This window comes from Ralstonia psammae, assembly GCF_958405935.1.
Lineage (GTDB): Bacteria > Pseudomonadota > Gammaproteobacteria > Burkholderiales > Burkholderiaceae > Ralstonia > Ralstonia psammae.
This window is the reverse complement of sequence record NZ_CATZBU010000004.1, coordinates 382,890-406,681: the sequence shown is the minus strand read 5'-3', so window position 1 is coordinate 406,681 and position 23,792 is coordinate 382,890. Positions and strand designations below refer to the sequence as shown.

18 protein-coding genes are annotated in these 23,792 nt (G+C 65.0%); 9 read left to right on the top strand and 9 right to left on the bottom strand.

Translation table 11 applies throughout. The annotated features are described in order from the left end of the window. Positions 1 to 53: 53 nt before the first annotated feature. Complete coding sequence (locus R2N16_RS11425) at positions 54 to 1,115, top strand: SDR family oxidoreductase (protein WP_316665785.1); 1,062 nt, start codon at positions 54 to 56, stop codon at positions 1,113 to 1,115. Positions 1,116 to 1,538: 423 nt separating this feature from the next. On the opposite strand, the gene R2N16_RS11420 is transcribed toward R2N16_RS11425, so the two are convergent. Next, positions 1,539 to 1,925 carry a hypothetical protein gene (locus R2N16_RS11420; RefSeq protein WP_316665784.1) on the bottom strand — a complete coding sequence of 129 codons (387 nt, stop codon included), beginning with the start codon at positions 1,923 to 1,925 and terminating at the stop codon, positions 1,539 to 1,541. 156 nt (positions 1,926 to 2,081) lie between these two features. Next, positions 2,082 to 2,534 carry a hypothetical protein gene (locus tag R2N16_RS11415; RefSeq protein ID WP_316665783.1) on the bottom strand — a complete coding sequence of 151 codons (453 nt, stop codon included), beginning with the start codon at positions 2,532 to 2,534 and terminating at the stop codon, positions 2,082 to 2,084. A gap of 725 nt (positions 2,535 to 3,259) precedes the next feature. On the opposite strand from R2N16_RS11415, the gene R2N16_RS11410 reads away from it, so the two are divergent. The 4 genes from R2N16_RS11410 to pdeM are packed head-to-tail and all read left to right on the top strand — an operon-like array spanning position 3,260 to position 9,220. Beyond that, the gene (locus R2N16_RS11410; protein ID WP_316665782.1) at positions 3,260 to 4,306 is read left to right on the top strand and encodes a ligase-associated DNA damage response exonuclease; all 1,047 of its coding nucleotides are present in this window, start codon (positions 3,260 to 3,262) and stop codon (positions 4,304 to 4,306) included. Then, a complete protein-coding gene (locus R2N16_RS11405) occupies positions 4,303 to 5,949 on the top strand; it encodes an ATP-dependent DNA ligase (RefSeq protein WP_316665781.1) in 1,647 nt (548 codons plus the stop codon). The genes R2N16_RS11410 and R2N16_RS11405 overlap by 4 nt, the downstream gene beginning before the upstream one ends. After that, positions 5,946 to 8,564: a ligase-associated DNA damage response DEXH box helicase gene (locus R2N16_RS11400; RefSeq protein ID WP_316665780.1), complete on the top strand. Its 2,619-nt coding sequence runs from the start codon at positions 5,946 to 5,948 to the stop codon at positions 8,562 to 8,564. Before R2N16_RS11405 ends, R2N16_RS11400 begins: the two co-directional genes overlap by 4 nt. Next, entirely contained in the window at positions 8,561 to 9,220 is a 660-nt protein-coding gene (pdeM, locus tag R2N16_RS11395; RefSeq protein ID WP_316665779.1) for a ligase-associated DNA damage response endonuclease PdeM, read from the top strand. Before R2N16_RS11400 ends, pdeM begins: the two co-directional genes overlap by 4 nt. Positions 9,221 to 9,374: 154 nt before the next feature. Here the strand turns inward: pdeM and R2N16_RS11390 are convergent, their stop codons facing one another. Then, positions 9,375 to 10,577, bottom strand: coding sequence for a DUF2252 family protein (locus R2N16_RS11390; protein ID WP_316665778.1), 1,203 nt, complete (start codon positions 10,575 to 10,577; stop codon positions 9,375 to 9,377). A gap of 193 nt (positions 10,578 to 10,770) precedes the next feature. On the opposite strand from R2N16_RS11390, the gene R2N16_RS11385 reads away from it, so the two are divergent. Continuing rightward, positions 10,771 to 11,178, top strand: a complete 408-nt coding sequence (locus R2N16_RS11385) for an HU family DNA-binding protein (RefSeq protein WP_316665777.1) — start codon at positions 10,771 to 10,773, stop codon at positions 11,176 to 11,178. Between the two features lie 117 nt (positions 11,179 to 11,295). Here the strand turns inward: R2N16_RS11385 and R2N16_RS11380 are convergent, their stop codons facing one another. Genes R2N16_RS11380 through R2N16_RS11365 form a run of 4 tightly spaced genes read right to left on the bottom strand, consistent with a single transcriptional unit; the run spans position 11,296 to position 15,645 of the window. Next, a complete protein-coding gene (locus R2N16_RS11380; protein WP_428984114.1) occupies positions 11,296 to 11,940 on the bottom strand; it encodes a DUF2894 domain-containing protein in 645 nt (214 codons plus the stop codon). Next, positions 11,918 to 12,589, bottom strand: a complete 672-nt coding sequence (locus R2N16_RS11375) for an OmpA family protein (RefSeq protein ID WP_316665775.1) — start codon at positions 12,587 to 12,589, stop codon at positions 11,918 to 11,920. The genes R2N16_RS11380 and R2N16_RS11375 overlap by 23 nt, the downstream gene beginning before the upstream one ends. Further along, entirely contained in the window at positions 12,586 to 14,892 is a 2,307-nt protein-coding gene (locus R2N16_RS11370; protein WP_316665774.1) for a DUF802 domain-containing protein, read from the bottom strand. Before R2N16_RS11370 ends, R2N16_RS11375 begins: the two co-directional genes overlap by 4 nt. A gap of 18 nt (positions 14,893 to 14,910) precedes the next feature. Next, a complete protein-coding gene (locus tag R2N16_RS11365) occupies positions 14,911 to 15,645 on the bottom strand; it encodes a DUF3348 domain-containing protein (RefSeq protein ID WP_316665773.1) in 735 nt (244 codons plus the stop codon). A gap of 216 nt (positions 15,646 to 15,861) precedes the next feature. Between R2N16_RS11365 and R2N16_RS11360 the strand changes: the two genes are divergently transcribed. Further along, positions 15,862 to 17,007, top strand: a complete 1,146-nt coding sequence (locus tag R2N16_RS11360; protein WP_316665937.1) for a methyltransferase — start codon at positions 15,862 to 15,864, stop codon at positions 17,005 to 17,007. Between the two features lies 1 nt (position 17,008). On the opposite strand, the gene R2N16_RS11355 is transcribed toward R2N16_RS11360, so the two are convergent. Then, positions 17,009 to 18,280 (bottom strand): TIGR03862 family flavoprotein, encoded by a 1,272-nt coding sequence (locus tag R2N16_RS11355; RefSeq protein ID WP_316665772.1) that lies wholly within the window; start codon positions 18,278 to 18,280, stop codon positions 17,009 to 17,011. A gap of 216 nt (positions 18,281 to 18,496) precedes the next feature. Here R2N16_RS11355 and R2N16_RS11350 point away from each other — a divergent pair, with 216 nt between their 5' ends. Then, positions 18,497 to 19,333, top strand: coding sequence for a class I SAM-dependent methyltransferase (locus tag R2N16_RS11350; protein WP_316665771.1), 837 nt, complete (start codon positions 18,497 to 18,499; stop codon positions 19,331 to 19,333). Between the two features lie 84 nt (positions 19,334 to 19,417). On the opposite strand, the gene R2N16_RS11345 is transcribed toward R2N16_RS11350, so the two are convergent. Further along, positions 19,418 to 20,890 carry a sensor domain-containing diguanylate cyclase gene (locus R2N16_RS11345; protein WP_316665770.1) on the bottom strand — a complete coding sequence of 491 codons (1,473 nt, stop codon included), beginning with the start codon at positions 20,888 to 20,890 and terminating at the stop codon, positions 19,418 to 19,420. Positions 20,891 to 21,458: 568 nt separating this feature from the next. Here R2N16_RS11345 and R2N16_RS11340 point away from each other — a divergent pair. After that, positions 21,459 to 23,699: a M1 family metallopeptidase gene (locus tag R2N16_RS11340; RefSeq protein ID WP_316665769.1), complete on the top strand. Its 2,241-nt coding sequence runs from the start codon at positions 21,459 to 21,461 to the stop codon at positions 23,697 to 23,699. The last annotated feature ends 93 nt before the right edge of the window (positions 23,700 to 23,792 follow it).

The window sequence follows — 23,792 nt, the reverse complement described above, 5'->3', positions numbered from 1 at the left end:
GACCTTCTCATACTGGTCGCCATTGCTGCATCGGGGTCCCACCCAACACCAACATGACTGCACAGAACAAGGTCGCGCTCGTCGTGGGCGCACAGGGCGTGATCGGCCGCAACCTGATCGACCACCTCGCCACATTGGACGACTGGCGCATCGTGGGCCTGTCGCGCCGCGGCGGTGAATCGACGGAGCGCATCCGGCACATCGCCGTCGACCTGCTCGACGCGGCGGACACGCGCGCCCGGCTCCATGCGCTCGGCAACGTTACCCACCTCTTCTACGCCGCATATCAGGACCGTCCGACCTGGGCTGAACTTGTGCCGCCCAACCTCGCCATGCTGACCAACGTGGTCGACGCCATGGAAGCGGCGTCGCCCCACCTCACGCACATCAGCCTGATGCAGGGCTACAAGGTCTATGGCGGTCATCTCGGGCCGTTCAAAACCCCGGCGCGCGAAACCGATGCGCATTTCATGCCGCCCGAGTTCATGTTCGACCAGCAGACCTTTCTGGAAGCGCGCCAGCAAGGCAAGACGTGGACATGGTCGGCAATCCGCCCGTCGGTGGTGGGCGGCTTTGCGCTGGGCAACCCGATGAACCTGGCCGTGGCGATTGCCATATACGCGTCGATCTCGAAAGAACTGGGCCTGCCGCTGCGCTTTCCCGGCAAACCTGGCGCGTACGACCATCTGCTGGAGATGACCGACGCCGGCCTGCTCGCCCGCGCCACCGTGTGGGCCGCCACCGAGCCGCGCTGCGCCAACCAGGCCTTCAACATCAACAACGGCGACCTCTTCCGCTGGAGCGACATGTGGCCCAAGATCGCGCGGGACTTTGACCTGGAAGTCGCCCCGCCGCTGCCCTTGTCGCTCGACACCGTCATGGCCGACAAGGCGCCGCTGTGGCAACGCATGATCGCCAAGCATGGTTTGGCGAACACACCCTACCGCGACGTGTCTTCATGGCGCTTTGCAGACTTCGTCTTCTCGTGGGACTACGACATGTTCGGCGACGGCTCAAAGGCACGCCGCTTCGGTTTTCACGACTATGTAGAGACGGAGGCGATGTTCATGCGCATCTTCGACGACTTGCGCCAACGCAAGATCATTCCGGGGTAGAGCATCCGGATGCCTTCGCCAACGAGGCGCACTGGCCGATCCGGCTAGGGGGATGTCCCGACTCGGGTTTCCTCAGGAAGGGTCGATATAGTGAAGGCGGGACGGTAGCTCATGGGTCGAGCGGCGACGGTTTACCGACGCAGGCAGGCAGGTTCAAATCCTGTACGTCCCACCATCTGACGATTTATTGAGGGACAACAAAACTCAAGAATCCCACTCTCAAAAGGCTTCGCCCTCCGGTGGCAAATGGTGGCGCCTCAAATACCGGATCGATGAGAGAGAGAAGCGTCTGTCGAGCGGTGCCTACCCCTAGGTCAGCCTGGGAGGCGAGCTGCACAACAGAGTCATACAACGCCCAGGCCGCCGAACAACGATGCAAAGCCGGTGTCGCCCATCGTTGGACCGAACACTGCGATCGAGCAGTCAAGGCCGTTGCGGATCGCCGGCTGGATGAAAAATGCCTCCCGGTACGCACGCGCAGATATCGAAGCCCGTCTCGCTGTCGCCAGGCTCTTCTGCTCCATCGAGCGCCCAGTTCGCCCAGTCCTTCAGTCGTCCGCATGTGCGTGCACGAGCGTCGCTGGACTGGTGAAAGTAGGCTTGCAGCATCCACTCCGTCAGGTGGAATGAAAACGAATTGACCTGCTTGTCGCCGTGCTGGCCTTCCACTATCCACCAAGCGTGTACGTCGATTCCGTCCAGTTCATCCCCTTCAAGTCGCAAGACAGCCCGACGGGGCAGCGTCTCGGTTAGCGCATCTTGGAGTTCACGTAGACACGTCCTCTCGGCTTCGTTGATCCGCTCGCGCATAAGACCTCCGCATCTCCGCGTGCCCACATTGACAGGCCGCCATTCGAAGGTAGCTGCTGCGTAACCCCACGCGTTGACGGCGCACAACAAACAGGTGTTTAGAGACCCAGGCGGCGCAGAGGCCAGGGGCCAATGGCCGCGGACCGGACCTTGCGCTCACGTCAACGGCGGGGGCGGTGCGCCACGATAGAGCGAAAAATCGTGCTCCCGGTCTTCCCGGCCCACGTGAATGGCGCCTCTCTCATCGAGAAAGAAGGCGTTTGGCGCCGTGAGCACCAAGTCGTAGCCTGTGTCCGCGCACAGCTCTCCGGCCCGCACTTCCAATTGAATGCACAGCCATTCGCTCAAACGCCGACAAACCTCTTCCCGTTTTGGGTGGTTCAATCGGCAGTACGCTTTAGCGTCGACCAAGCTGAAATGCACAGCCATCGTGCATTCCTGCCGATTGCCACGCGCTGTCGACATCGTCCACCTCGCTGCCACGTCGTAGCCGCCGCAGTTGGCACGAGCCGAGCTGACGAGCGTTCCTCTGGGTAATGCACGGGACACTGAGGACTCCAGTTCCCAAAGAGCGGCGGCGACCACCTCGTCTGGTTGGTGTTCAAGCATGACGTTCCCCCGTTTTTAGCCTATTGGATGGCTCTTTCTAATCGGACCCACGGTACGTCGATGCTGGCCTTCGCTGGCTGATGCAGATCAACTTCTGAATCGGTCGCGCAGCGCCTGAGAAGTGGCGCTCACGGCCCGCGAATGTTTGAGCGCCGATGGTGTCGCTATTCGTCCACGTCGGCCGCCCCATTTTTTTCATCACCATTGAAGAAATAGCGAACCGGCTCCGCTGTCTCGGGGCCGACTGTCAAGGCCGACTGCACCGTAACCAACCACCAAGAAGCCTGGCATGCCGGCTGCTTGCGCCACGGGAGCAACGAAGGCCACCCATGCATCATGCGTTACGAGTGACAGGTCAAACAGCCGCAGGTCGGCTGTTCTTCCTGGTATCGACGGCCGGCAGCGGGCTTACGTTGGCGCAACCCACTGAGCCGCACCCCGCACCACCAGACACCGCTCAGGCGGTTCAGCCGAAGACGGCGAAGCATTCTTTGTCGCGGTATCCTGACACCCTGCCAGCCTCCGCGCCGAACGCGTCCACTCCGCGGGCTACGGGCACTTCCGCAGGACCGCACGCGCCAGGCAGCCGCAATGATTCGTCGGCACCGATGCCGCTGGAGGCCCCGGGGGGGCCCGGCTGAGATGCGTGGCGAACCTGTCCGCAAGCAGCCATTGCGTCAACGGCGTCGCGGGAGTCGGATAGGGGCATCCAATGAGAGCGAGCGATGACCAGCGCAGCGGACTTGATCGTGACAACGCCCAGCGGCCTGTACTGCCCGACAGGCGACTTCTACGTTGACCCATGGCGGCCGGTCGACCGTGCCGTCATCACGCACGCCCACAGTGACCACGCCCGCATCGGACACCAGCATTACCTCGCGGCTGCCGCTGGGGCCGGCGTGCTGCGCGCACGCCTGGGTGACGACATCCCCCTGCAAACGCTGCAGTACGGCGAATCCATCGTCCACCACGGGGTCCGGTTGAGCTTTCATCCGGCGGGGCATGTGCTGGGGTCCGCGCAGGTGCGACTGGAATACGGCGGTGACGTGTGGGTCGTGTCCGGCGACTACAAGGTCGAGGCCGACAGCACCTGCACCCCGTTCGAGCCGGTGCGCTGCGATACCTTCATCACCGAATCCACCTTCGGGCTGCCGATCTATCGCTGGCGGCCGCAGACCGAGATCTTTGCGCAACTCAATGCATGGTGGCGCGGCAATGCCGACGCCGGGCGCACGAGCGTCGTGTTCTGCTACGCGTTCGGCAAGGCGCAGCGCATTCTCTCGGGGCTTGATACCGACATTGGGCCGATCGTTTCGCACGGCGCCATGCTGCAGTTGGACGCCGCATATCGGCACGCGGGCGTTGCGCTGCCAAGCACGCAGCTCGCGACCGACGTGCCGCGCGCGGAATTGCGACACGCGCTCGTGCTGGCCCCGCCCTCCGCACAACGCACGCCGTGGATGCGCCGGTTTGGCGACTATGCCGATGCCTTTGCCAGCGGCTGGATGCAGCTTCGCGGGGCGCGGCGCCGGCGCGGTGTCGATCGCGGCATCGTGCTGTCCGATCATGCCGACTGGCCGGGGCTGCTGCAAGCCATTGATGCCACGGGCGCCTCACGGATCTATGTCACGCATGGGCAGGTCGCGCCGATGGTGCGCTGGCTGTGCGAGCGTGGCCTGGATGCACGCGCCTTCGCCACCGAGTACGGCGACGAGGGCGAAGAAGGCGCAGAAGGCGATGCAACCGAAGCAAGCGACACGCCCCCGCCATGAAAGCCTTTGCCGATCTGTACGCGCAGCTCGACGCCACCACATCAAGCAACGGAAAGTTGGCCGCACTGGTGGCCTATCTGCGCACCGCGCCCGATGCCGACGCCGCGTGGGCGGTCTACTTCCTGGCGGGCGGCAAGCCCCGCCAGTTGGTGCCCGTGCGCGTACTGGCGAGCTTTGCGCAGACCACATCCGGCCTGCCCGAATGGCTGTTTGACGAGTGCTACCAAGCCGTAGGTGACCTGGCCGAGACCATCGCCCTCGTCCTGCCCGATGCGGATCATGCGGACGACACCAGCCTGGCCGAGTGGATGGAAGCCCGCCTGCTGCCCTTGCGTGGCCAGCCGCCCGAACTGGTACTGCCCCGCCTTGCCGAGCTGTGCCGCGGCCTTCCGCTGCATGCCCGGCTGGTATTGATGAAGCTGATCACGGGGGCATTTCGCGTGGGGGTGTCGAAACTGCTGGTCACGCGCGCGCTGGCCGAAGTGGGCGGCACCGACCCCAAGCACGTGGCGCAGCGGCTGATGGGCTATACCGACATCGGCCAGGCGCCCACCGCCGCGCACTATCGCGCGCTGCTGGTCGATGCCAGTGTCGATGGTCACGCGCTCGATACCGGGCATCCGTATCCGTTCTTTCTCGCGCACCCGCTGCAGGCCGACGTGGAAGCCTTCGACACACTGCTCGGCACCACCGCTGAATGGCAAATCGAATGGAAGTGGGATGGCATCCGCGCCCAGCTCGTGCGCCGAGCCGACAGCGCATGGCTGTGGTCGCGCGGCGAGGAACTCATCACCGATCGTTTTCCCGAACTGTCCGCCATGGCGGAAGTCTTGCCGCCCGGCACCGTGCTCGATGGCGAGATCGTGGTGTGGCATGCGGGCCGCGTGCAGCCGTTTGCGCTGCTCCAGCAACGCATTGGCCGCAAGACGCTCAACGCACGCGTGCTGCGCGATGCGCCGGCCGTGCTGCTGGCGTACGACCTGCTCGAATGGCAGGGGCAGGATCTGCGCGAGCGCACGCAAAGCGAGCGGCGTGCGCAGCTTGAACGCGTGATCGCAGAATGCATCCATCCGGCGCTGGAACTGTCTCCGCTGCTTCAAGGCGACGACTGGCAGCATCTTGCGCACCAGCGTGAAGCTTCGCGTGAGCAGGGCGTGGAAGGGCTAATGCTCAAGCGGCGCGATGCCCGCTACGGCGTGGGCCGTACCAAAGACGTGGGCGTGTGGTGGAAGTGGAAGATCGATCCGTTCTCGGTAGATGCCGTCCTCATCTATGCGCAGCGTGGCCACGGCCGACGCGCGAGCCTGTACACCGACTACACCTTCGCCGTGTGGGATGCACCGCCCGAGGTGCCCGAGCGCAAGCTTGTACCCTTTGCCAAGGCCTACTCCGGCCTGAGCGACGCAGAGATCCGACAGGTCGACGCGCTCATCCGCAAGACCACGGTCGAGAGCTTCGGCCCCGTGCGCAGCGTGGCCCCGACGCTGGTGTTCGAACTCGGATTTGAAGGCATTGCGCGCAGCGCGCGCCACAAGAGCGGCATTGCCGTGCGGTTTCCGCGCATGCTGCGCTGGCGCCACGATAAGCCCGTTGCCGAAGCCGATACGCTACAGACGCTGGAAAGCCTGCTGCCGCCAACATGAACGAAACCGCACTATCCGATGATCTTGATGCATGGTTCGCCGCGCGTGGCTGGACGCCAATGCCGTTCCAGCGCACGGTGTGGTCGGCCATGGCGCACGGTGAATCGGGCCTGCTGCACGCCACCACGGGGGCGGGAAAAACCTATGCGGTCTGGCTCGGTGCACTTCAACGGTTGGCGCAAGTGCGCGGGCGCAGCGGCGCTCCGCCCTTGTCGGTACTGTGGCTCACGCCCATGCGCGCGTTGGCTGCCGACACCACGCGCGCATTGACCGAGGCCGCCCAGGCATTGGCGCCACACTGGACCCTCGGCTTGCGCACCGGCGACACCGGCAGCGCCGAGCGCGCCGCGCAATCACGGCGTTTGCCCACGGCCCTGGTGACGACGCCCGAAAGCCTGTCGTTGCTGCTTGCGCGTGCCGATGCCCGCGAGGCCCTGGGCTCGGTGCGCGTGGTGGTGGTGGATGAATGGCACGAGCTGGTGGGCAACAAACGCGGCGTGCAGGTGCAGTTGGCGCTGGCGCGGCTGCGCACGTGGTCGCCGGGGCTGGTCGTGTGGGGGCTCTCGGCCACGCTGGGCAACCTAGCGGAAGCCATGGACGCCCTGGGTGATGCGGGCGCGCCGGCCACCGGCACCCTGGTGCAAGGCCACCTGCCCAAGCGCATGGAGATCGATACGCTCCTGCCCGACGGTGTGGGCCGGTTTCCGTGGGCCGGACACCTGGGCATGGCGATGCTGCCCCACGTGTTGGATGAGTTGGAGAGCGCACGCACAGCACTGGTGTTTCTCAACACACGTTCGCAGGCGGAGCTGTGGTACCAGGCCGTGATCAATGCGCGGCCGGAATGGGCGGGGCTGATTGCGCTGCATCATGGCTCGCTGGACCGCTCAACGCGCGACTGGGTCGAGACCGGGCTCAAGCAAGGCACGATCAAGGCAGTGTTCTGCACGTCGAGCCTGGACCTGGGCGTGGACTTTCTGCCGGTGGAGCGCGTGCTGCAGATCGGCTCGCCAAAAGGCGTGGCGCGGCTGCTGCAGCGCGCAGGGCGATCTGGCCATGCGCCGGGCCGGCCTTCTCGCGTGACGGTGGTACCCACGCATAGCCTTGAACTCGTGGAAGGCGCTGCCGCACGCGCAGCCGCCATGTCGGGCCAGGTGGAAGCCCGCACCTCGCCGCACAAGCCGCTCGATGTGCTGGTCCAGCATCTGGTAACAGTGGCGCTGGGCGGCGGCTTCGTGCCTGACGCGCTGTTGCAGGAAGTGCGCCGGGCATGGGCCTACCGAGATTTGCGCGACGACGAGTGGCAATGGGCGCTCGACTTTGTGCGGCAGGGCGGCCACTCGCTCACGGCGTATCCCGACTACCACCGCGTTACGCCCGATGAACACGGCATCTGGCGCGTGCCTGATGCACGGCTCGCGCGGCGGCACCGCATGAGCATCGGCACTATCGTCAGCGATGCAACGATGTCCGTGCGCTGGTGGCACGCTTCCGGTGGCGGCGCGCTGGGGTCGATTGAAGAAGGCTTCATTGCGCGGCTGCGCCCCGGTGACAACTTCCTGTTTGCAGGCCGCTTGCTGGAGCTGGTGCGCGTGCAGGACATGACGGCCTATGTGCGGCGCGCCACCGGCAAACGCGCTGCCGTGCCCCGCTGGAACGGCGGTCGCATGCCGCTTTCCACCGAGCTGGCGCACGCGGTAGTGGCGCAGCTCGATGCGGCGGCGCATGCCCGCTTCGATAGCCCCGAAATGGAAGCCGCGCGCCCACTGCTGGAGCTGCAGGCGCGCTGGTCTGCGCTGCCCACCACGGCAACGCTGGTGGCTGAGACCCTGCACTCACGCGAGGGCTGGCATCTCTTTCTCTACCCGTTTGCCGGGCGCCATGCGCACCTTGGGCTGGCAAGCCTGCTGGGCTGGCGCGCCGCCAATCGCACACCGGCCACCTTCTCCCTGGCCGTCAACGACTACGGCCTCGAACTGCTGTCGGCCACGCCGATCGACTGGCCCGCGCTGCTTTCCAGCGGCGAACTCTTTGCCACGCACACGCTCATGGAAGATGTGCTTGCCAGCCTCAACGCCGGAGAACTGGCCCAACGTCGCTTTCGTGAGATCGCACGCGTATCGGGGCTGGTGTTTCAGGGCTACCCGGGCGCACACAAGAGCACGCGCCAGTTGCAGGCATCGTCCGGCCTGTTCTATGAAGTCTTCCGGCGCCACGACCCGGGCAACCTGCTGCTCTCGCAGGCAGAAACCGAAGTGCTGCGCCAAGAGCTGGATCTCGATCGCATCGAAGCCGCCCTGATCCGCATGCGCGGCTTGCAGCTCGAACTTTGCGCGCTGAAGCGGCCCTCGCCCTTCGGCTTTCCGTTGATGGTGGAGCGTTTTCGCGAACAGCTCTCGACAGAAAAGCTGGCCGACCGGATCGCACGCATGCTGGCCGAAGCGGAGCGCGCCGCCGGCCCCGAGCCCACCGATCCGGATGCCGCAGCGCGCCCGGAGATTGACGCCGACGTACAGGCCGCGTTGCGCCTGACCGAATCGCCCGACGCAGCGGGCAAGACCAGCCGCCGCACGCGCCGGCCGCGCAAGACATCGAAGCCGCTTCCCTTGCTATGACCGCTCCCCAGGACCTCGTCATCCAGTGCGCGGGCGAGACCGTATGGCTCCTGCCCGAGCGCACACTATGGTGGCCCGCGCAACGCATGCTGATGGTGGCTGACGCCCACTTCGGCAAGGCTGCAACGTTCCGCGCACGCGGCGTGCCGGTGCCCGCCGGAAGCACTGTCCAGGCTATCGCCCGGTTGGATGCCATGTTGGCACGGCTGCCCGTCGCACAGATCGCGTGGTTGGGCGACCTGCTCCACGCGCGCGAGGCGCACGCAGCCATAGACGCACTCATCGCCTGGCGCGCACGATACGCCGACCTAGCGTGCACGCTGGTCCGCGGCAATCACGACCGCCATGCGGGCGACCCGCCTGCGGGCCTGCACTTCAACGTGGTGGAAGAACCGTGGGCAATTGGTCCGCTTGCGCTATGCCACGCACCGCAAGCGGTACCCGGCCGCTACGTTATCGCCGGTCACGTGCACCCGGGCGTCGTCATCAGCGGCCGTGGAAAGGATCGGCTCCGGCTGCCGTGCTTCCGCTTTGGGCCGAGCGGCGGGCTGCTACCCGCATTCGGCGAATTCACAGGCTTGTGGGCCGCACCCGTTGCGCCGGGGGAAGCACTCTATGCGGTGGCTGACGGCCGGGTCTGGCCGCTGCTCAGCTAGACGCAACGGCTTGAAGCCCGAGTGCATCGGCGCGAGTTGTTGCGCCCCCGCGCCGAACGCGCTATCGGACACACCGCGCGCGAGTGGCATGAGCGCCTCAGGCCCGAATGACGCTACACCCGGGCCTGAGCGCAGATGGATGCGGCGCAGCGGATCAGCCGGCCCAGGCACGACAGTGCTCCAGATACTGGCGCTCGTGCAGCCCTAGCAGATTCACAATCGAAGACCAGAGCCAGAGCGGCGCGTTGATGGAACGTCCGGGGCGCGTCTTCAGCTCGCGGTGCCACGCCATGGCCACATCCCGCGGCATCTGGCTGCCATGTGCGAAGCCGACGACGTTGCCCAGATAGGCGGCCAGTACCGTGGCGTCTTTGTGCTCCAGCTTGTCGACAGACAACTTCAGATCTTGCGGTTGCAGCTCGCGCATGAAAAAGCTGCTGCCCAGCATGCATCCCCATGCCATTCGATCACCCAGGCCGGGAGACAGACGGCGCGCGCCCGTGACCACGCGCTCGGCATTCATCCACGGCATCTCGCCTGCAGAGGCGCTGGGCGCCGCAGCCTTCGACGCCTCCTTGATGTCAATGAGCCGATACCGCGGCCCGCGATCCTGATCGACCGCAAGCAAAACCGCGTAGCGCCGCTGCCCGAGCGAGCTGCACCCTTTGACCCAGTAAGCCGCATCCACAATGCTCGCAGAGGCTTCGCCGGGCATCTCGTACAGGCGCGCCGCCAGGGCAAGCACCTCGTGCTGGCTCACCAGGTGTTTCAGTTCGCGCTTTTCCTCTCCTGAGAGGGGCCAGAAGCGGCGCCCCAAAGGAATGGATGGAGAGGTGTCGTCAAGCCGCTCCCTGGCCAACTGTTTCCACGTACGCGCTGTCGCCGCCTTCATGGCAGTGCGCACCGATGCGGGGCGTGGCGGCAGGTGCACCGCGGCATCCGGATCGATGCCGTGCAGGTAGCCCGCCATCAGCGCTTCCACCATGCGTGCGGTCACGATGCCGGGAAGGTCCGAGCCGCGAGCGGCCGTTGCCAGCGACACGCCAAGCCGAATCAAGTCGTGCGCGGGGTTGCCAAGCACCGTCTGGTCGAGATCCCGGATTTGTATGCGCGTGGCGCCGGACGCATCGCCAACCGGACCCAGGTTACCGACATGGCAATCGCCGCAAATCCAGATGACGGGCCCTTCGGGGAACGTGTTCGGCTGTACCTCGCTCAGCCACTCGTAGAACTTCACGGTGCTGCCGCGAACGTACGCATGGGTCGAGCGCGTCATCTTGGATTGACGCAGCCGGGCAAGCACGGGGGCGCGGTTTTTGGGGCTCACCGCTCCCTGCGACGATTTTCGTTGGGCCATGTTGGCGCTCACCTTGGGACGCTTGCGCTGATTGATAGGCGCCCCAAACCCCTTGCAATAAGCGTTCCCTGGCCACGAAACAGCGGAGATATCGCCTCAACGGCACCGAACCTTTGCTATGCTTGCTCGAAGCGCGCTGCACAGGCGTTGCTTCCATTGAATGGTCAACTTTACCCAACCATCTATTTCCACTATGGCCACCAAAACCAAGACTGCTGCCAAGACCGCTGCAAAGAAGGCCTCGCCGGCAAAGAAGCCTGCCGCAACGACGCCGACCATCAAGCCTTTGAAGGACACGTTCACCAAGGCGAGCCTGGTGAGCCATCTGGCTGAACAAGCTGCCGTCGACGCCAAGGCGGTGAAGGCGGTGCTGCTCCATCTGGAGAACACCATCGTGGCTTCGCTGCACAAGAAAGGCGCCGGCGAATTCACGCTGCCGGGCCTGTTCAAGGTGACGTCGGTCAAGGTGCCGGCAACCAAGCGCCGCTTCGGCAAGAACCCCTTTACCGGCGTGGACCAGTGGTTCGAAGCCAAACCGGCAACCGTGCGCGTCAAGGTCCGCGCACTGAAAAAGGTCAAGGACGCAGCGGTCAACAGCTAATCACCGCCGCAAAGGAAAAAAAGGGAGCTTCGGCTCCCTTTTTTGCGTCCATGTCGGTTGGAAAAACCGGGCGGGTGGGCTTATGCCACCTCAACGCACGATGTACCGCCGTGGGCCCTAGCGCACCTTGCCCCGCGCCGCCTTCCCGCCACCGCGAGCGGCATCCAGACCACCAGCGGTGCCGTCGCCGCTCATGCGTTCCAGCCACGAAAGCGCATCCACGTACGACAAAAACTGCCGCAGATAATCGGGGGACACCTCGCGCATCAATCGCAGCGACCGATGCACAAGACTGCTCGAATTCAGCGGACCGGCATTCACGGGCACCTTGTCCAGGGCGTCACGCAACTGTTTCTCGGCGCTGACGCGGGACCAGGTGTCCCGCACGTCTTCCAGAATCTTCAGCTCCGGTGATGCGTGTAGATGACGCGCAGAACCGCCGTCTGCAGCGCCGCCGACGTCCATGCGTGTACGGCTGGCAATGTCACGCAGCAGTTCGGCCAACGCGCTGCCGGCAGGCGCACTCGAGTCGCTCGCATCGGACGTCGCTGTTGCGCGATCGACGTCTTCGGCGTAGGCCGCGACCAGTTCGTCCAGCCGCGCATCGAGAATGCGCCGCGCCTCGCCGGTTTGACTGGCCGTACGTCGATGCAGCGCCTCGATGAAGCGAAAGCGCACGCGGTCCAGCCGATCCGCGCCGCTTGCGCGCCAGCGGTCGAGCGTGACCTGCGTGGGCACGTCAGTGCGGCTCACGACGTCCACCGTTGGAAGCGGCTTGCCTGGGCACAGGCGCAATCTCCACGCGCCGGTTCTTGGCGCGGCCCACATCGTCTGCATTGGAACTGACGGGTTGCTGCGAGCCAAACGCTGCCGCAAACACGCTGGATGCGGGAACGCCTTCGTCAATCAACGCGCGCGTCACAGTCAAGGCGCGCTTGGCAGACAACTCCCAGTTATCCGCAAACTGGCGATTGCCGGCACGCACCTGCTGGTCGTCAGAAAACCCGCTCACCATCAGAAGCTCTTCACGCGACGTGAGATACGCAGCCAGCGGCCCCGCGAGGCTCTTCATTAGCGCGCGGCCCTCGGGCTGCAGCTGATCGGAGTTGATCGCAAACAGCACGTTGCCGTTGATGCCGATGCGCCCGTTGACCAGCGTCACGCGCCCGGCCGCCAGCGGCCCGGCAAGCGCCTGCTCCAGCGTCTTGCGGCGCTGCGCCTCGACCTCGCGCTGCTTGACCTCGTTTTCCAGTTTGGACGACAGCTCCAGCTGCACGCCAATCACGCCCACCAGAATCAGCACGAAGGCGCCCAACAGCACCGACATCAGGTCGCCAAACGCGGCCCAGACCGGTGCTGTGGCCTCAATGCCACCGCCGCCGTCCACACCGCCGTCAATCTCGTCGCTCATGCCGCTTCGGTCCCGGCCAGCGCGCGCTGGTCACCCAGCCGTTGCAGGTCTTCCAGGATCTGCTTCTGAGACAGCATGCTCAGATCGATCACCTCACGCGCCTGCGCCACGTAGTAGGCAAGCTGTTCGTCGCTGCGCGTGAGCGACTTGTCGAGCGCGGCTTCGATGCGCTGCAACTGTGCCGCAAGCTTGTCGTTCGACTCGCCAAACAGCTGCACAGCCGCGCCAAACGTCTCACCCAAGCTCGCCACCTCGACTGCGCTGCCGGTCACCTGCGCCGCCACCGCGCCGAGCTTGCCGGTCTCGGCCTCCACCCGATCGGTGAATCGCACGCCCACGCGCTCCAGCAGATCCGCCGACGTGACCACCAGCGCATCCACCGCTGTGCGTTGCTCGGTCGATGCATGGTTGACCGCGTCGAGCAGCGTTTCCAGCGTGCCCAGCAGGCGCGCGCGCTCGTCCAGCATCGCGGTATCGCGCACCATGCTGTCGGACAGCTTCTGGCGCAGCTCGGCCACCACTTCGGCGGCCGCCTTGGGCGCTTCCGATGCGGCCTGTACCAGGCGAGAAATCTCGCCAATCGTGGCGTTGGCGTGCGCCTGCGTTTGCGCAGAGATATCGCGCGCGGTCTGCGCCAGTGCGTCGCAAATCTCTTGCTGGCGGCTCGCCGTGTCGGCGCCCGCCTGCTCCCATGCCTGGCTCAGCTTGGCGCCCATCGCACCGAGGGCATCGGTCCAGGCAGCCAAGCGTTGCTCGTCTCGCGCTTCCAGCGCGGCTTGCAGCGCGCTATGCGATTGGCGCGCCGCGTCCTGCTGCGATGCGATATCGCGCGCGGTCTGCGCCAGCGCATTGCAGATTTCCTGCTGACGGCTCGCCGTGTCGGTGCCCGCCTGCTCCCACGCCTGGCTCAGCTTGGCGCCCGTCGCACCGAGGGCATCCGTCCAAGCGGCCAAGCGTTGCTCGTCTCGCGCTTCCAGCGCGGCTTGCAACGCGGTGTGCGATTGGCGCGCCGCGTCTTGCAGCGACACGGCGTGCTGTTCGAACGTCGCGGCAGCAGCCTCCAACGCGCGCTGGTTCTGGCCCGCCAGCTCTACATGGGCGTGTGCTTGCCGGGCAAGCGCATCGTTCCAGGCGCCGGACAAGCCGCCCGCCGTGGCGTCCAAGCGCTCGGTCACGCCGTCGAGCAATCGAGCCGAGCGTTGCTCGAATGTTTCAGCAAACCGGTCGAGCGAGGTGCCGACCTGCCCAACCAGCGCTTCGCTGGAACGTTGATGCGCCGACAAGGCGTTGTTCCAGATGCTGGAAACCGCCTCGGCCGTGGTCTCAAAGCGCGTCGACAAGCCATCCAACTGGCGCTGCACCGCGTGCGTGACCGTCTCCTGCAGCGCGGCCGATTCACGCGCGAGCCCGGCCATCGTCGTTTCCACCACGGGTTGCAGCGCCGCGCTGGCAACGCGCGCGCTTTCGGCGGCGCTGTCTTTCAACGATTGGCCAACCGAGGAAGCGAGCTGACTGTAGGCAGCTTCCGTCTTGTCGAGAAATGCTTGCTGGGCGGCGATCTGCCGCTCGCTGCTGGCTGCGCCCTGCTGTTCCAGCGACACCATCATCGCCTGCAGTCGGTCAACCAGCGCTGGCATCACATCGGATTGCCGTTGCAAGAGCTTGAACGCCTCTTCACGTTGATGCGCGTGCGAATAGATGCGCAGCGTGGTGGCGATCTTGGCGTCGAGCGCCTGGACTGCCTGCAGCCGCTCGCGCCGGCACAACGCCGAGAGCAACCCCAGCATGGCGGACGTCGCCACACCGGCAATCGACGTACCGAACGAGAACCCCAGCCCCTTGATCGGGGCGGCCAGCGATGCGCGGATCGCCTGCAAGTCCGTCGCACTCTCCAGCGCCGCGCCCGTCCCCTTGAGCGTCACCACCATGCCGAGCAGCGTGCCCAGCATGCCAAGCAGCACCAGCAGGCCCACCAGATACGGCGCCAACGCGGGGGCGGGCAGCGCAACGCGCTCGCCTTCCACACGCAGGCGCACGGCATTGCGCAGGCTGGGGTGCAATTGCTCCAGCCACGCGCCGAGCTGGGGCGGTGGCTCGGACAGCCCCTCCACGGCCTGCGTGACCGTGCCCGTGGCCTGCCGATAGCGGCGCAGTTCCAGCGCGCCCGCCGCGTAGGCGGCACCAATCACAAGCGTGACGGCCAGCGCCAGCAGGTTCCCGCCGGCAAGGTAGCCGACGGCAATCCATCCCAAGGCTGCCAGCCCGACAGAAAAAACGATGAGATTCAGGTGATGTCTGGACATGAATGGTGTCTGTCCCGCTTAGCGGGGGCGAAGAGCTGCAAGCAACCCGTCGACCGGTTGAAAACGAACATCAAGCTCGGCCAGGAGCACGCTCTGCATATCCTTGCGGAACGCATCCAGCCAGGCGCGGGATGTGGATTGGGTGGCTTGGCCCTCTGCGGGCAGATCGGCCTGCCGCTGTTGCTCGGCCGCGCGCAAACGCTCGAAGTACGCCCCGAGCATCTGCGGAATGGTGCCCAGCAACGAACGTTCGCGCCCGCTGAGCGCCTGCTCCATGCTGGCATCCAGCACAGCAAGCCGCGCAAGGTCGGGCGTCTTCGCGGCCAGCAGGCGTCGCAGGCGGGCACGCAGGTCTCCGATCTCCAGCTCCATCGTCTGCTGCATCAGCACGTAGCGCTGCCGGAAATCGGCATAGTCGACCACCACCGGCACCGACGGGTTCTGGATCGGCGCGCGAGGCCCAGGCCTGGCATCAGGCGCGCAACTGGACGCGATGGACTTCGTCAGCGCGGCACGGACACGGCCACCGATGGTTTCGGCGTCCGGGCCCACGGACCGCGTGCTGGACGCAATAGCCGGCGCAGCCGCGCTCAATGCCGAGGAAAGCGTGATGGCATCCGTCCAGCTGAGCCATTGGCTCAACCGGTCAGAAAGCGGCTGCGCGGATGCGGAAACGTCGACGTCCGTCAGGCGAGCAAGAATGCGGATCAGCGCAGGGCCGCTGAGCGCCCTGCGTTGCTGGGCGTGCGCCATGCTACGAGTGCCGAAAAAAGGCTGGAGTTTACACTGCCTGCTCGGCTGGACAGCCGTCTTTGGGTGTATTGAAAATCACTTATTGCAAGAAGTCTTGCTGCAAGCGGCCCAACACCGTGGGTACGGAATCGCCGCTTAACCCCCGGCTCCCGCCGAAAAAGCGGTATCGTGTCGCCCACTACCGCACCCTCCCCCCGCTTTCCTGCCATGTCCCCCGTGACCGATCACCCCACCCTCACCTGGACCGACGACCGCCCTGAAGTGGGCAGCGGCGCCGTCCATACCACCTTCTGGCGCTCGGAAGCCGGCAATCCGCCGCCCAAGCGCGTGGTCATTGCAGACGATCGCACCAGCGCCGACACGGCCTACCGCCTCGCCTGCGAAGGCACGGCCCTGCTCTGGCAAGGCGATTTCCAGAACGCGCGCCAACTGCTCCAGGCGATGTCCCGCCGCACCGATCGCAAGCCGCGCAAGGAAGCCGCCTCGCCCATCGATGCGTTCAACCTGCACCGCCAGGCGCAATCACAGCGCGCCCGCACGCTCGGCATGCTGCTGATTCCGCTGGATGCGGATTACGCGATCCCGCTGCGCCGCGCACCTGACATGCGCGAAGCCTGCACCGAGGCCTACGGCACCAGCGACGTCGCTTCCGTCGTCTCGCTGCGTGAGTTGCTTGGCCTGATCGGCGCACATGAATGGCGCAAGAAAGGTGTGGAGATTCCCGCGCTCGGCGGTCAGCGCATTCACCCGCACTACGGCGTGTTCTCGCCCGTGCGCGGTGAATACATCGAACTGGTGGCGAATGCGCCGTTGCCTTCAAAAGCGCTGGCCTTCGACATCGGCACAGGCACGGGTGTGCTGGCGGCGGTGCTGGCCAAACGCGGCGTGAAACGCGTAGTCGGTACCGATCAGGACCCGCGCGCCCTGGCCTGCGCCCGTGAGAATCTGGCGCGTCTCGGGCTGCAAACCCAGGTCGACATTGTTGATGCCGATCTGTTTCCCGAAGGCCGTGCGCCGCTGATTGTGTGCAACCCGCCGTGGCTGCCGGCACGGCCCAGCTCGCCCATCGAGCGCGCCGTCTACGACCCGGACAACCGCATGCTGCGGGGCTTTCTGGATGGGCTCGCCGCACACCTGGAGCCCAATGGCGAAGGCTGGTTGATCCTGTCCGATTTTGCCGAGCATCTGGGCTTGCGCACGCGCGATGCCCTGTTGGCGATGATCGACGCAGCCGGCCTGCAAGTGGTCGGCCGTGAAGACATCAAGCCAAAGCACCCGAAGGCGTCCGATGAAAACGACCCGCTCTATCGCGCCCGTGTTGCAGAGGTGACGTCGTTGTGGCGCCTGAAGGCGCGCCAGTGATTCAGCGCGCTATCGTCGACATATTCGCCAAGTAGTCGAGCGCGCCCTGCCCTGCTGCGGCGCCGCTCGCAAAGCACGCCGTCAGCAGATAGCCGCCCGTCGGCGCTTCCCAATCGAGCATCTCGCCTGCGCAGAACACGCCCGGCAAACGCTCGATCATCAGCTTCGCATCCAACGCCTCGAACGCAACGCCGCCTGCGGTGCTGATCGCCTCGTCGATGGGGCGGGTGCGTGTCAGCCGCAACGGCAATGCCTTGATGGCCTTGGCCAACTGTGCGAGGTCGGCAAACGCTTCCTTGCTCAGGCACTCGCGAAGCAAACCAAGCTTCACGCCCGTGATATTTAGCTTGCTCTGCAGATGGCTCGACATCGAGCGCGCGCCGCGCGGGCGCATCAGTTCATCGCTCACACGTTGCGCGCTCCAGCCCGGCGCCAGGTCAAGCCAGATCGTCGCTCCACCTTCTGCAGCCACCGCATCGCGGATGGGCGCTGACAACGCATAAACGAGGCTGCCCTCAACGCCCGTCTGCGTGACAACGAACTCGCCTTGGCGGAACTGCAGTGCGCCGTGATCGCCCGAGGGCAAACCGATGGCGACCGACTTGACCGGTTGCCCCGCAAAGCGCTCCTGAAAATGCGCGCTCCAATCGGCATCAAACCCGCAGTTGGCGGGCTGCAAAGGCTGCACCTGCACGCCCCGCGCCTCCAGCAAAGGTATCCAGGCGCCGTCCGAACCCAGGCGCGGCCAACTGCCGCCGCCCATGGCCAGCACCACGGCATCGGCTTGCACGAGCCGTTCAACATCGGCGGTTTCAAAGCGCAGCACCTGCGCGCGGCCCGACGGTTCCGCCCACCCCACCCAGCGATGCCGCATGTGCAACTGCACGCCCGCCTCGCGCAGGCGGTGCAGCCAAGCGCGCAGCAACGGCGCGGCCTTCATCTCGGTCGGAAACACACGGCCCGAGCTGCCGACAAACGTGTCGATGCCAAGCCCATGAATCCACGCGCGCAGCGCATCTGGGCTGAAGCGGCCAATGAGCGGCGCCAGCGCGTCGCGCCGCGTGCGATAGCGCCCGAGAAACGCGTCGATCGGCTCCGAATGCGTGATGTTCATCCCGCCAATGCCCGCCAGCAGAAACTTGCGCCCGGCCGAAGGCATGGCATCGAACACCTCGACGCGCACACCGTTGCGGGACAGAACTTCAGCGGCCATCAGCCCGGCGGGGCCGGCGCCGATGACGGCAACGAGGGGGGCATTGGGTGTTTCAGGCATGCGGGGATGGACGGCTCACGCGGGGCGGACAGGCGGGGCGCTATTGTCACATCCTGACTGAGCGCGGGCAAACGGCAGAGCCGCATGGCGCCCGGTGGGGTGCGCTTGCCGTCGCCCACTCCGCTTTTCGGTAAACTGACGCCCTCTTTCCGCTTTTTCTCCGCGCTGCCGCACCGATCCCATTCCGTGCGACATGTCGCCCAGGCTGTCCTGACGATGTCCAACAAGACCCACGAAATCCGCCCCAACCAGTCGATCGAGCTGCTCAAGGAACTGCACATCCTGACGCGCGACGGCAAGATGAACCAGGACAGCCGCCGTAAGCTCAAGCAGGTCTATCACCTGTACCAGTTCATCGAACCCCTGATGGCCGACGTGCAGCAAGCCAAGGGGCATGTCACGCTGGTCGACCACGGCGCGGGCAAGTCGTACCTGGGCTTCATCCTGTACGACCTGTTCTGCAAGGAGCAACCCGGCGACGGCACCTCGCATATTTACGGCATTGAGACGCGCGAAGAGCTGGTCGCCAAGTCGACCGAGCTTGCCGCGCGGTTGGGCTTCAAGGGGATGTCGTTCCTGAACCTGTCGGTGGCCGAATCGATCACGTCAGACCGCCTGCCGGCCACCATCGACGTGGTGACCGCACTGCATGCGTGCAATACCGCCACGGACGATGCGATCCGCTTTGCGCTCGAAAAGCATGCGCAGTACATCGTGCTCGTGCCGTGTTGCCAGGCGGAGGTGGCCGGCGTGCTGCGCAAGAACAAGGGCAAGTCGCTCGGCAATGCGCTCACGGAAATCTGGCGCCACCCGCTGCACACGCGCGAATTCGGCAGCCAGGTCACCAACGTGCTGCGCTGTCTGCAGCTTGAAGCGCACGGCTATCAGGTCAGCGTGACGGAACTCGTCGGGTGGGAACACTCGATGAAAAACGAGCTGATCATCGCGCAGTACAAAGACCTGCCGCGCCGCCGCCCGACCGAGCGGCTGAACGAGGTGATCAGCACGCTGGGGCTGGGGGAACTGCACGAGCGGTTCTTTGCGCCGGCTTAACGCACTTGCGGGGCGAGGCCACCGCGCCGGCGCCAGATCGCTCGGGCCTCAGGGTCTGTGCACGGCGCGCACAGATCGCCGCGATTATGCCGAGCGTCTGCCTTCGTGCTGGATGCGCTTGTCCTCATACATCGCGACATCCGCCTCACGCAATGCGTCTTCCAGGCGCCCGCCTTCGTGGCAGGTGGCGCAGCCCATCGAAAACCCGAGCATCGCGCCCGGATAAAACTGGTTGTTGAGTTCGACCAGCTTGCGCAGGCTTTCCACGAGCGCCGCACCGGCCTGTGCGTCAGCGCCGGGCAGCAGCACCGCAAACTCGTCGCCGCCAATGCGCGCAGCGTGCGCAGGCTTGTCGATGGCCTTGCCGAGCACCTCGCCGGCGCGGCGCAGCAGCGCGTCGCCTGCGGCGTGGCCGAGCTGATCGTTCACGCTCTTCAAGTCGTTCAGGTCGATCATGATGACCGTCACCGGGAACGGGCCCTTGCGCTCCAGCCGGTTGATTTCGTCCACGTAGAACGAGCGGTTCTTCAGCTTGGTCAGCACGTCATGCTTGCCGAGATATTCGAGGTACGACTCGGCCTTCTTGCGCGCAGTGATATCGGTCAGCGCCAGCAGCACCATGTCCCAATCCTGCTCGCGCCCCGGGAAGACGGAGAACTGCAGGTGGATGTTCAGCGCGTTGCCATCGAGCCCATAGTTGACCACCTCGCGTTGCTGGAAGAGCCGGCCATCCCAAAGGTCGATCAACTGCTCGCGGAAGTGCGAGCGCATGTCGTCGCGAAAGACTTCCGGCAAGCGGCCAAGCAAGTCATTGCGGTTGCGCGCCTTGAACATCTCCAGCGTGAAGCCGTTGACGTCGAGCACCTGAATCTCCTGCATGCAGCGCTCGACAAACTCGGGATGCACGTCGGTAAACGTGCGGAAATCGGTGATGCCCTGCATGCGCACTTCATCCAGCAGCATCTTGATGGTGCTGAAATTCTCTACCCACAGCGACACCGGCGCGTGCTCGAACACGCCCCGCGCGTAGAGCTGGCTGGCCGCGGCACGGCGGCGGGCGTCTTCGAGTTCGGTGATATCGTCCACGGCCACAAGCACGCGGTCCCACGGCTGATCGTGGTCGGGCAGAACAACACCCTTGAGCAGGATGTCGAGGCGGCGGCCGTTGAGCGTGTAATTGACGCTGCGGCTCTCGAACGACGGCTCGCCAGACCAGAGCTGGACGAGTTCGCCCACGTGGGCTTCGAGCATGTCGTCGCGCAGCACGTCGGCCAGGCGCGCGGTGAGGGTTTCGGCATCCGGGGCGGCATACATGGATAGCGTGCGCCGGTTCACGCGCAGCACCTTGATGCAGGCAGAACACGCCGCCACGCGTGATACGTCCTCTTCCAGAAAGCGCTGCAGGTCAGTCACGCCGGCGGCGCGCCATTGGGCAAACAGGCGGTGCAGATCGCTGTAGTCCTCCAGCCACAATGACGTGGGGGTGACATCGAAGAAGTCGATCAGGTTGACACCCACAGCCGCTGGGCTGTTGACGCTATCGGATGCGGATTGCATGAATTGCTCTACCGGAAACAGAAAACACTTCGCAAACCTTGCGAGCGTACCGGTTTTGTGTAAAGCCGCGCACAGCGCCAGCCTCATCCGGAAGGATTACCCCCAGGCAGGCGACCCGCATTCCGCTGCTGCAGCGCAATACCTTGCCGAATACCTAGAAAGTTCCCGGGCGGGATTTTCCATCTCCGCCCCGCATTTAGTTTTGCTTTATCTGCCGTTGTAAAAATCGCCGCCTCGATTTTTAAGAGATTTTAATGAAGCGGGACATGCATTTCGTTTTTTCAACGCGCTTTGCAGAAGTCACCCACCACCCACAAGAGCGCCCGCAGCTTTGGGCAGACACACACCAAAAACTGCAAATTTCGGGGCGCATTCCCTCGGACGTGATTTAAAAAACTTCGTCTCGATTCGCAGGCCGTTTCCTCCAGAATCCGTGCATCCCGTGCGCGGGCTGTGATTTGCACCGCGCAAGAAGCGGGTAATTCCTTGTCCCGATTCTGCGGCCTGCCCCCCAATTTTCTCTTTGAGCTTTGGGCCGCCGATTCGTTTCCATCTCAGGAGAAATGCAATGCGGGATTCGACAACCTTCCGTCGTACGGCCACGACACGCACCGGGCGCGCGCACAACGCCCGGACACGTCGCTCGTTCAAGCTGGCCCTCGTGGCCCAGGCTGCGGCCGCGCTGATTCTGGCCGCGTGCGGCGGCGGCGGAGACGACGCGCTCACCCCGGCCGGCGGCAAGCTGGACGCAAACGGATCGCAGCAGCAGGGCAATACCAATACCGGCAACACCAACGCACCGGCGCCGGCCGTCGACGCCTCGGTACCCCCGGTTGAACTGCCGGACTACATCAAACCCTTCAACTACAAGCTGTGGTTCCGGCCGAGCGCAGACCTGAACAGCTTCTCTGGCCGCGCTGACGTGGAGATCAAGGTCACCAAGCAGACCGGCGCCGTGACGCTGGCCGTGCGCGACCTGAAGTTCGACGCCTCGCGCCTGACGCTCACGCCCACCTCGGGTAACGGCGCATCGCGCGTGCTGGTGCCGATTCCGCAATCGCAAGGGGCCTTCTACGACCTGCGCGACCCCACCGGAGACATCAAGCCCGGCAACTACGTGCTCCATATGGAATGGACGGGCACCATCAACTTCACAAAGGCCGAGGGCATCTTCAAGCTGGGCCTGCAGGCGGCCACCGGCGAAAGCTCCGACGCCATCGTCACGCAGGGCGAATCGAACTTCGCGCGGGAGTGGTTCCCGAGCTGGGATGAACCGGCCTTCCGCAACACCTTCGAGGTGACGGCGGAGATTCCGGGTGACTGGAAGGCCGTCGCCAACGGCAAGCAGACCAGCGCGACCAAGCTGCCGGACGGCTATCAGCAAGTGTCGTTTGCCAAGACGCCGTCGATGCCCGCGTACCTGCTGTTCTTCGGCGCCGGCAAGTTCGACATTGCCGAAGACACCTTCACCAGCCCGCTCGACGGGAGCAGCATGCGTCTGCGCTGGTGGGTGCCGCCTGGCGAGGCGCACTCGGCAACCGCCGGCATGCAGTTCACGAAGGAAGCGCTGAACCACTATTACAACTACTTCCAGATCCCGCTGCCGTTCGACAAGATGGACACCATCGCCGCCAACGACAGCTACGACAACAAGAACGCCGGATTTGGCGGCATGGAGAACTGGGGCGCCATCTTTGAGTTTGCCGACCAGGTGCTGGTGCCGCCCGATGGCGTGCCCACTTCCGTGCACACGATGGGCAAAGCGCGCTCGTTCGTGGTGGTGTCGCATGAACTGGCACACCAATGGTTTGGCGACCTCGTGACCCTCGACTGGTGGGACGACATCTGGCTCAACGAATCCTTCGCCAACTGGTTCGAGAACGTCACCAAGATCACGCTGCACCCCGAGTTCCCGGGCAACACCTGGGACGGCTACGCAGCAGTCAAACAGCGCGTCTACACGCTCGACCTGCAACCCACCTCGGTGCCGGTGCAGCACAACCTGAGCGATGCCGGCTCGATGGACTTCCTGGACCGCTTTGCCTACAACAAGGGCGGCCATGTCCTGCAGATGATCGAGAACTACGTCGGCAAGGACGCCATGCGCCGTGGCCTGCAGAGCTACCTGAACAAGTACAAGTTCGGCAATGGCACGCCGCCGCGCCTGTGGGCCGAGCTGGAAGCCGCCAGCGGCAAGCCGGTCGGCAAGGTGGGTGACAGCTTCGTGCGCCAGACCGGTGTGCCGCTCGTCAGCATCGACGCGCAGTGCAACCCGGCCACCAACCAGAACGTGCTGACGATCACGCAGAAGGCCTTCCCGAACAAGAACGTCTATTCCGGCTATCAGTGGAACATTCCGCTCACGATCGCCTACGGCGATGGCCTGGCGCAAACGCAGACGGTGGTGCTGGACCAGCAGACCGCCCAGGTCACGCTGCCGACGTGCTCGGCCGTGCTGGCCAACCCCTCGGGCCTGGACTACTACGTGACCAACTACAGCCCGACACTGTGGAGCGCCTTGCTGGCGCAGGCGGGTGCCATCACCAACAAGGCGGCGACGACCAACATCGCGGGCGACGCGACGCAGTTGTACAACGCGCAGATCATCGACAAGGCGCTGTATGACCAGATCGTCGGCATCCAGAACTTCCAGCCCACCATCGCAACGCTGCGTGCCCAGGGCGTCACGCCGACCGGCTCGCTGCGTCCGCAAGCGGTGCAGCTGCAGGAAATGCAGTCGATGGATCGCCCGATCCACAAGTTCCGCTACGAAGGTCTTATGAAGCATCTGACCGACATCAAGCGGTAGGCACCCAAGCAAACGGGCCGCTTCCCGTGTGTTGGGAAGCAGCCCGCTGCAACGTTGGCTCCTGATTTCCGGCGGACATGGTCCGCCGTTTTT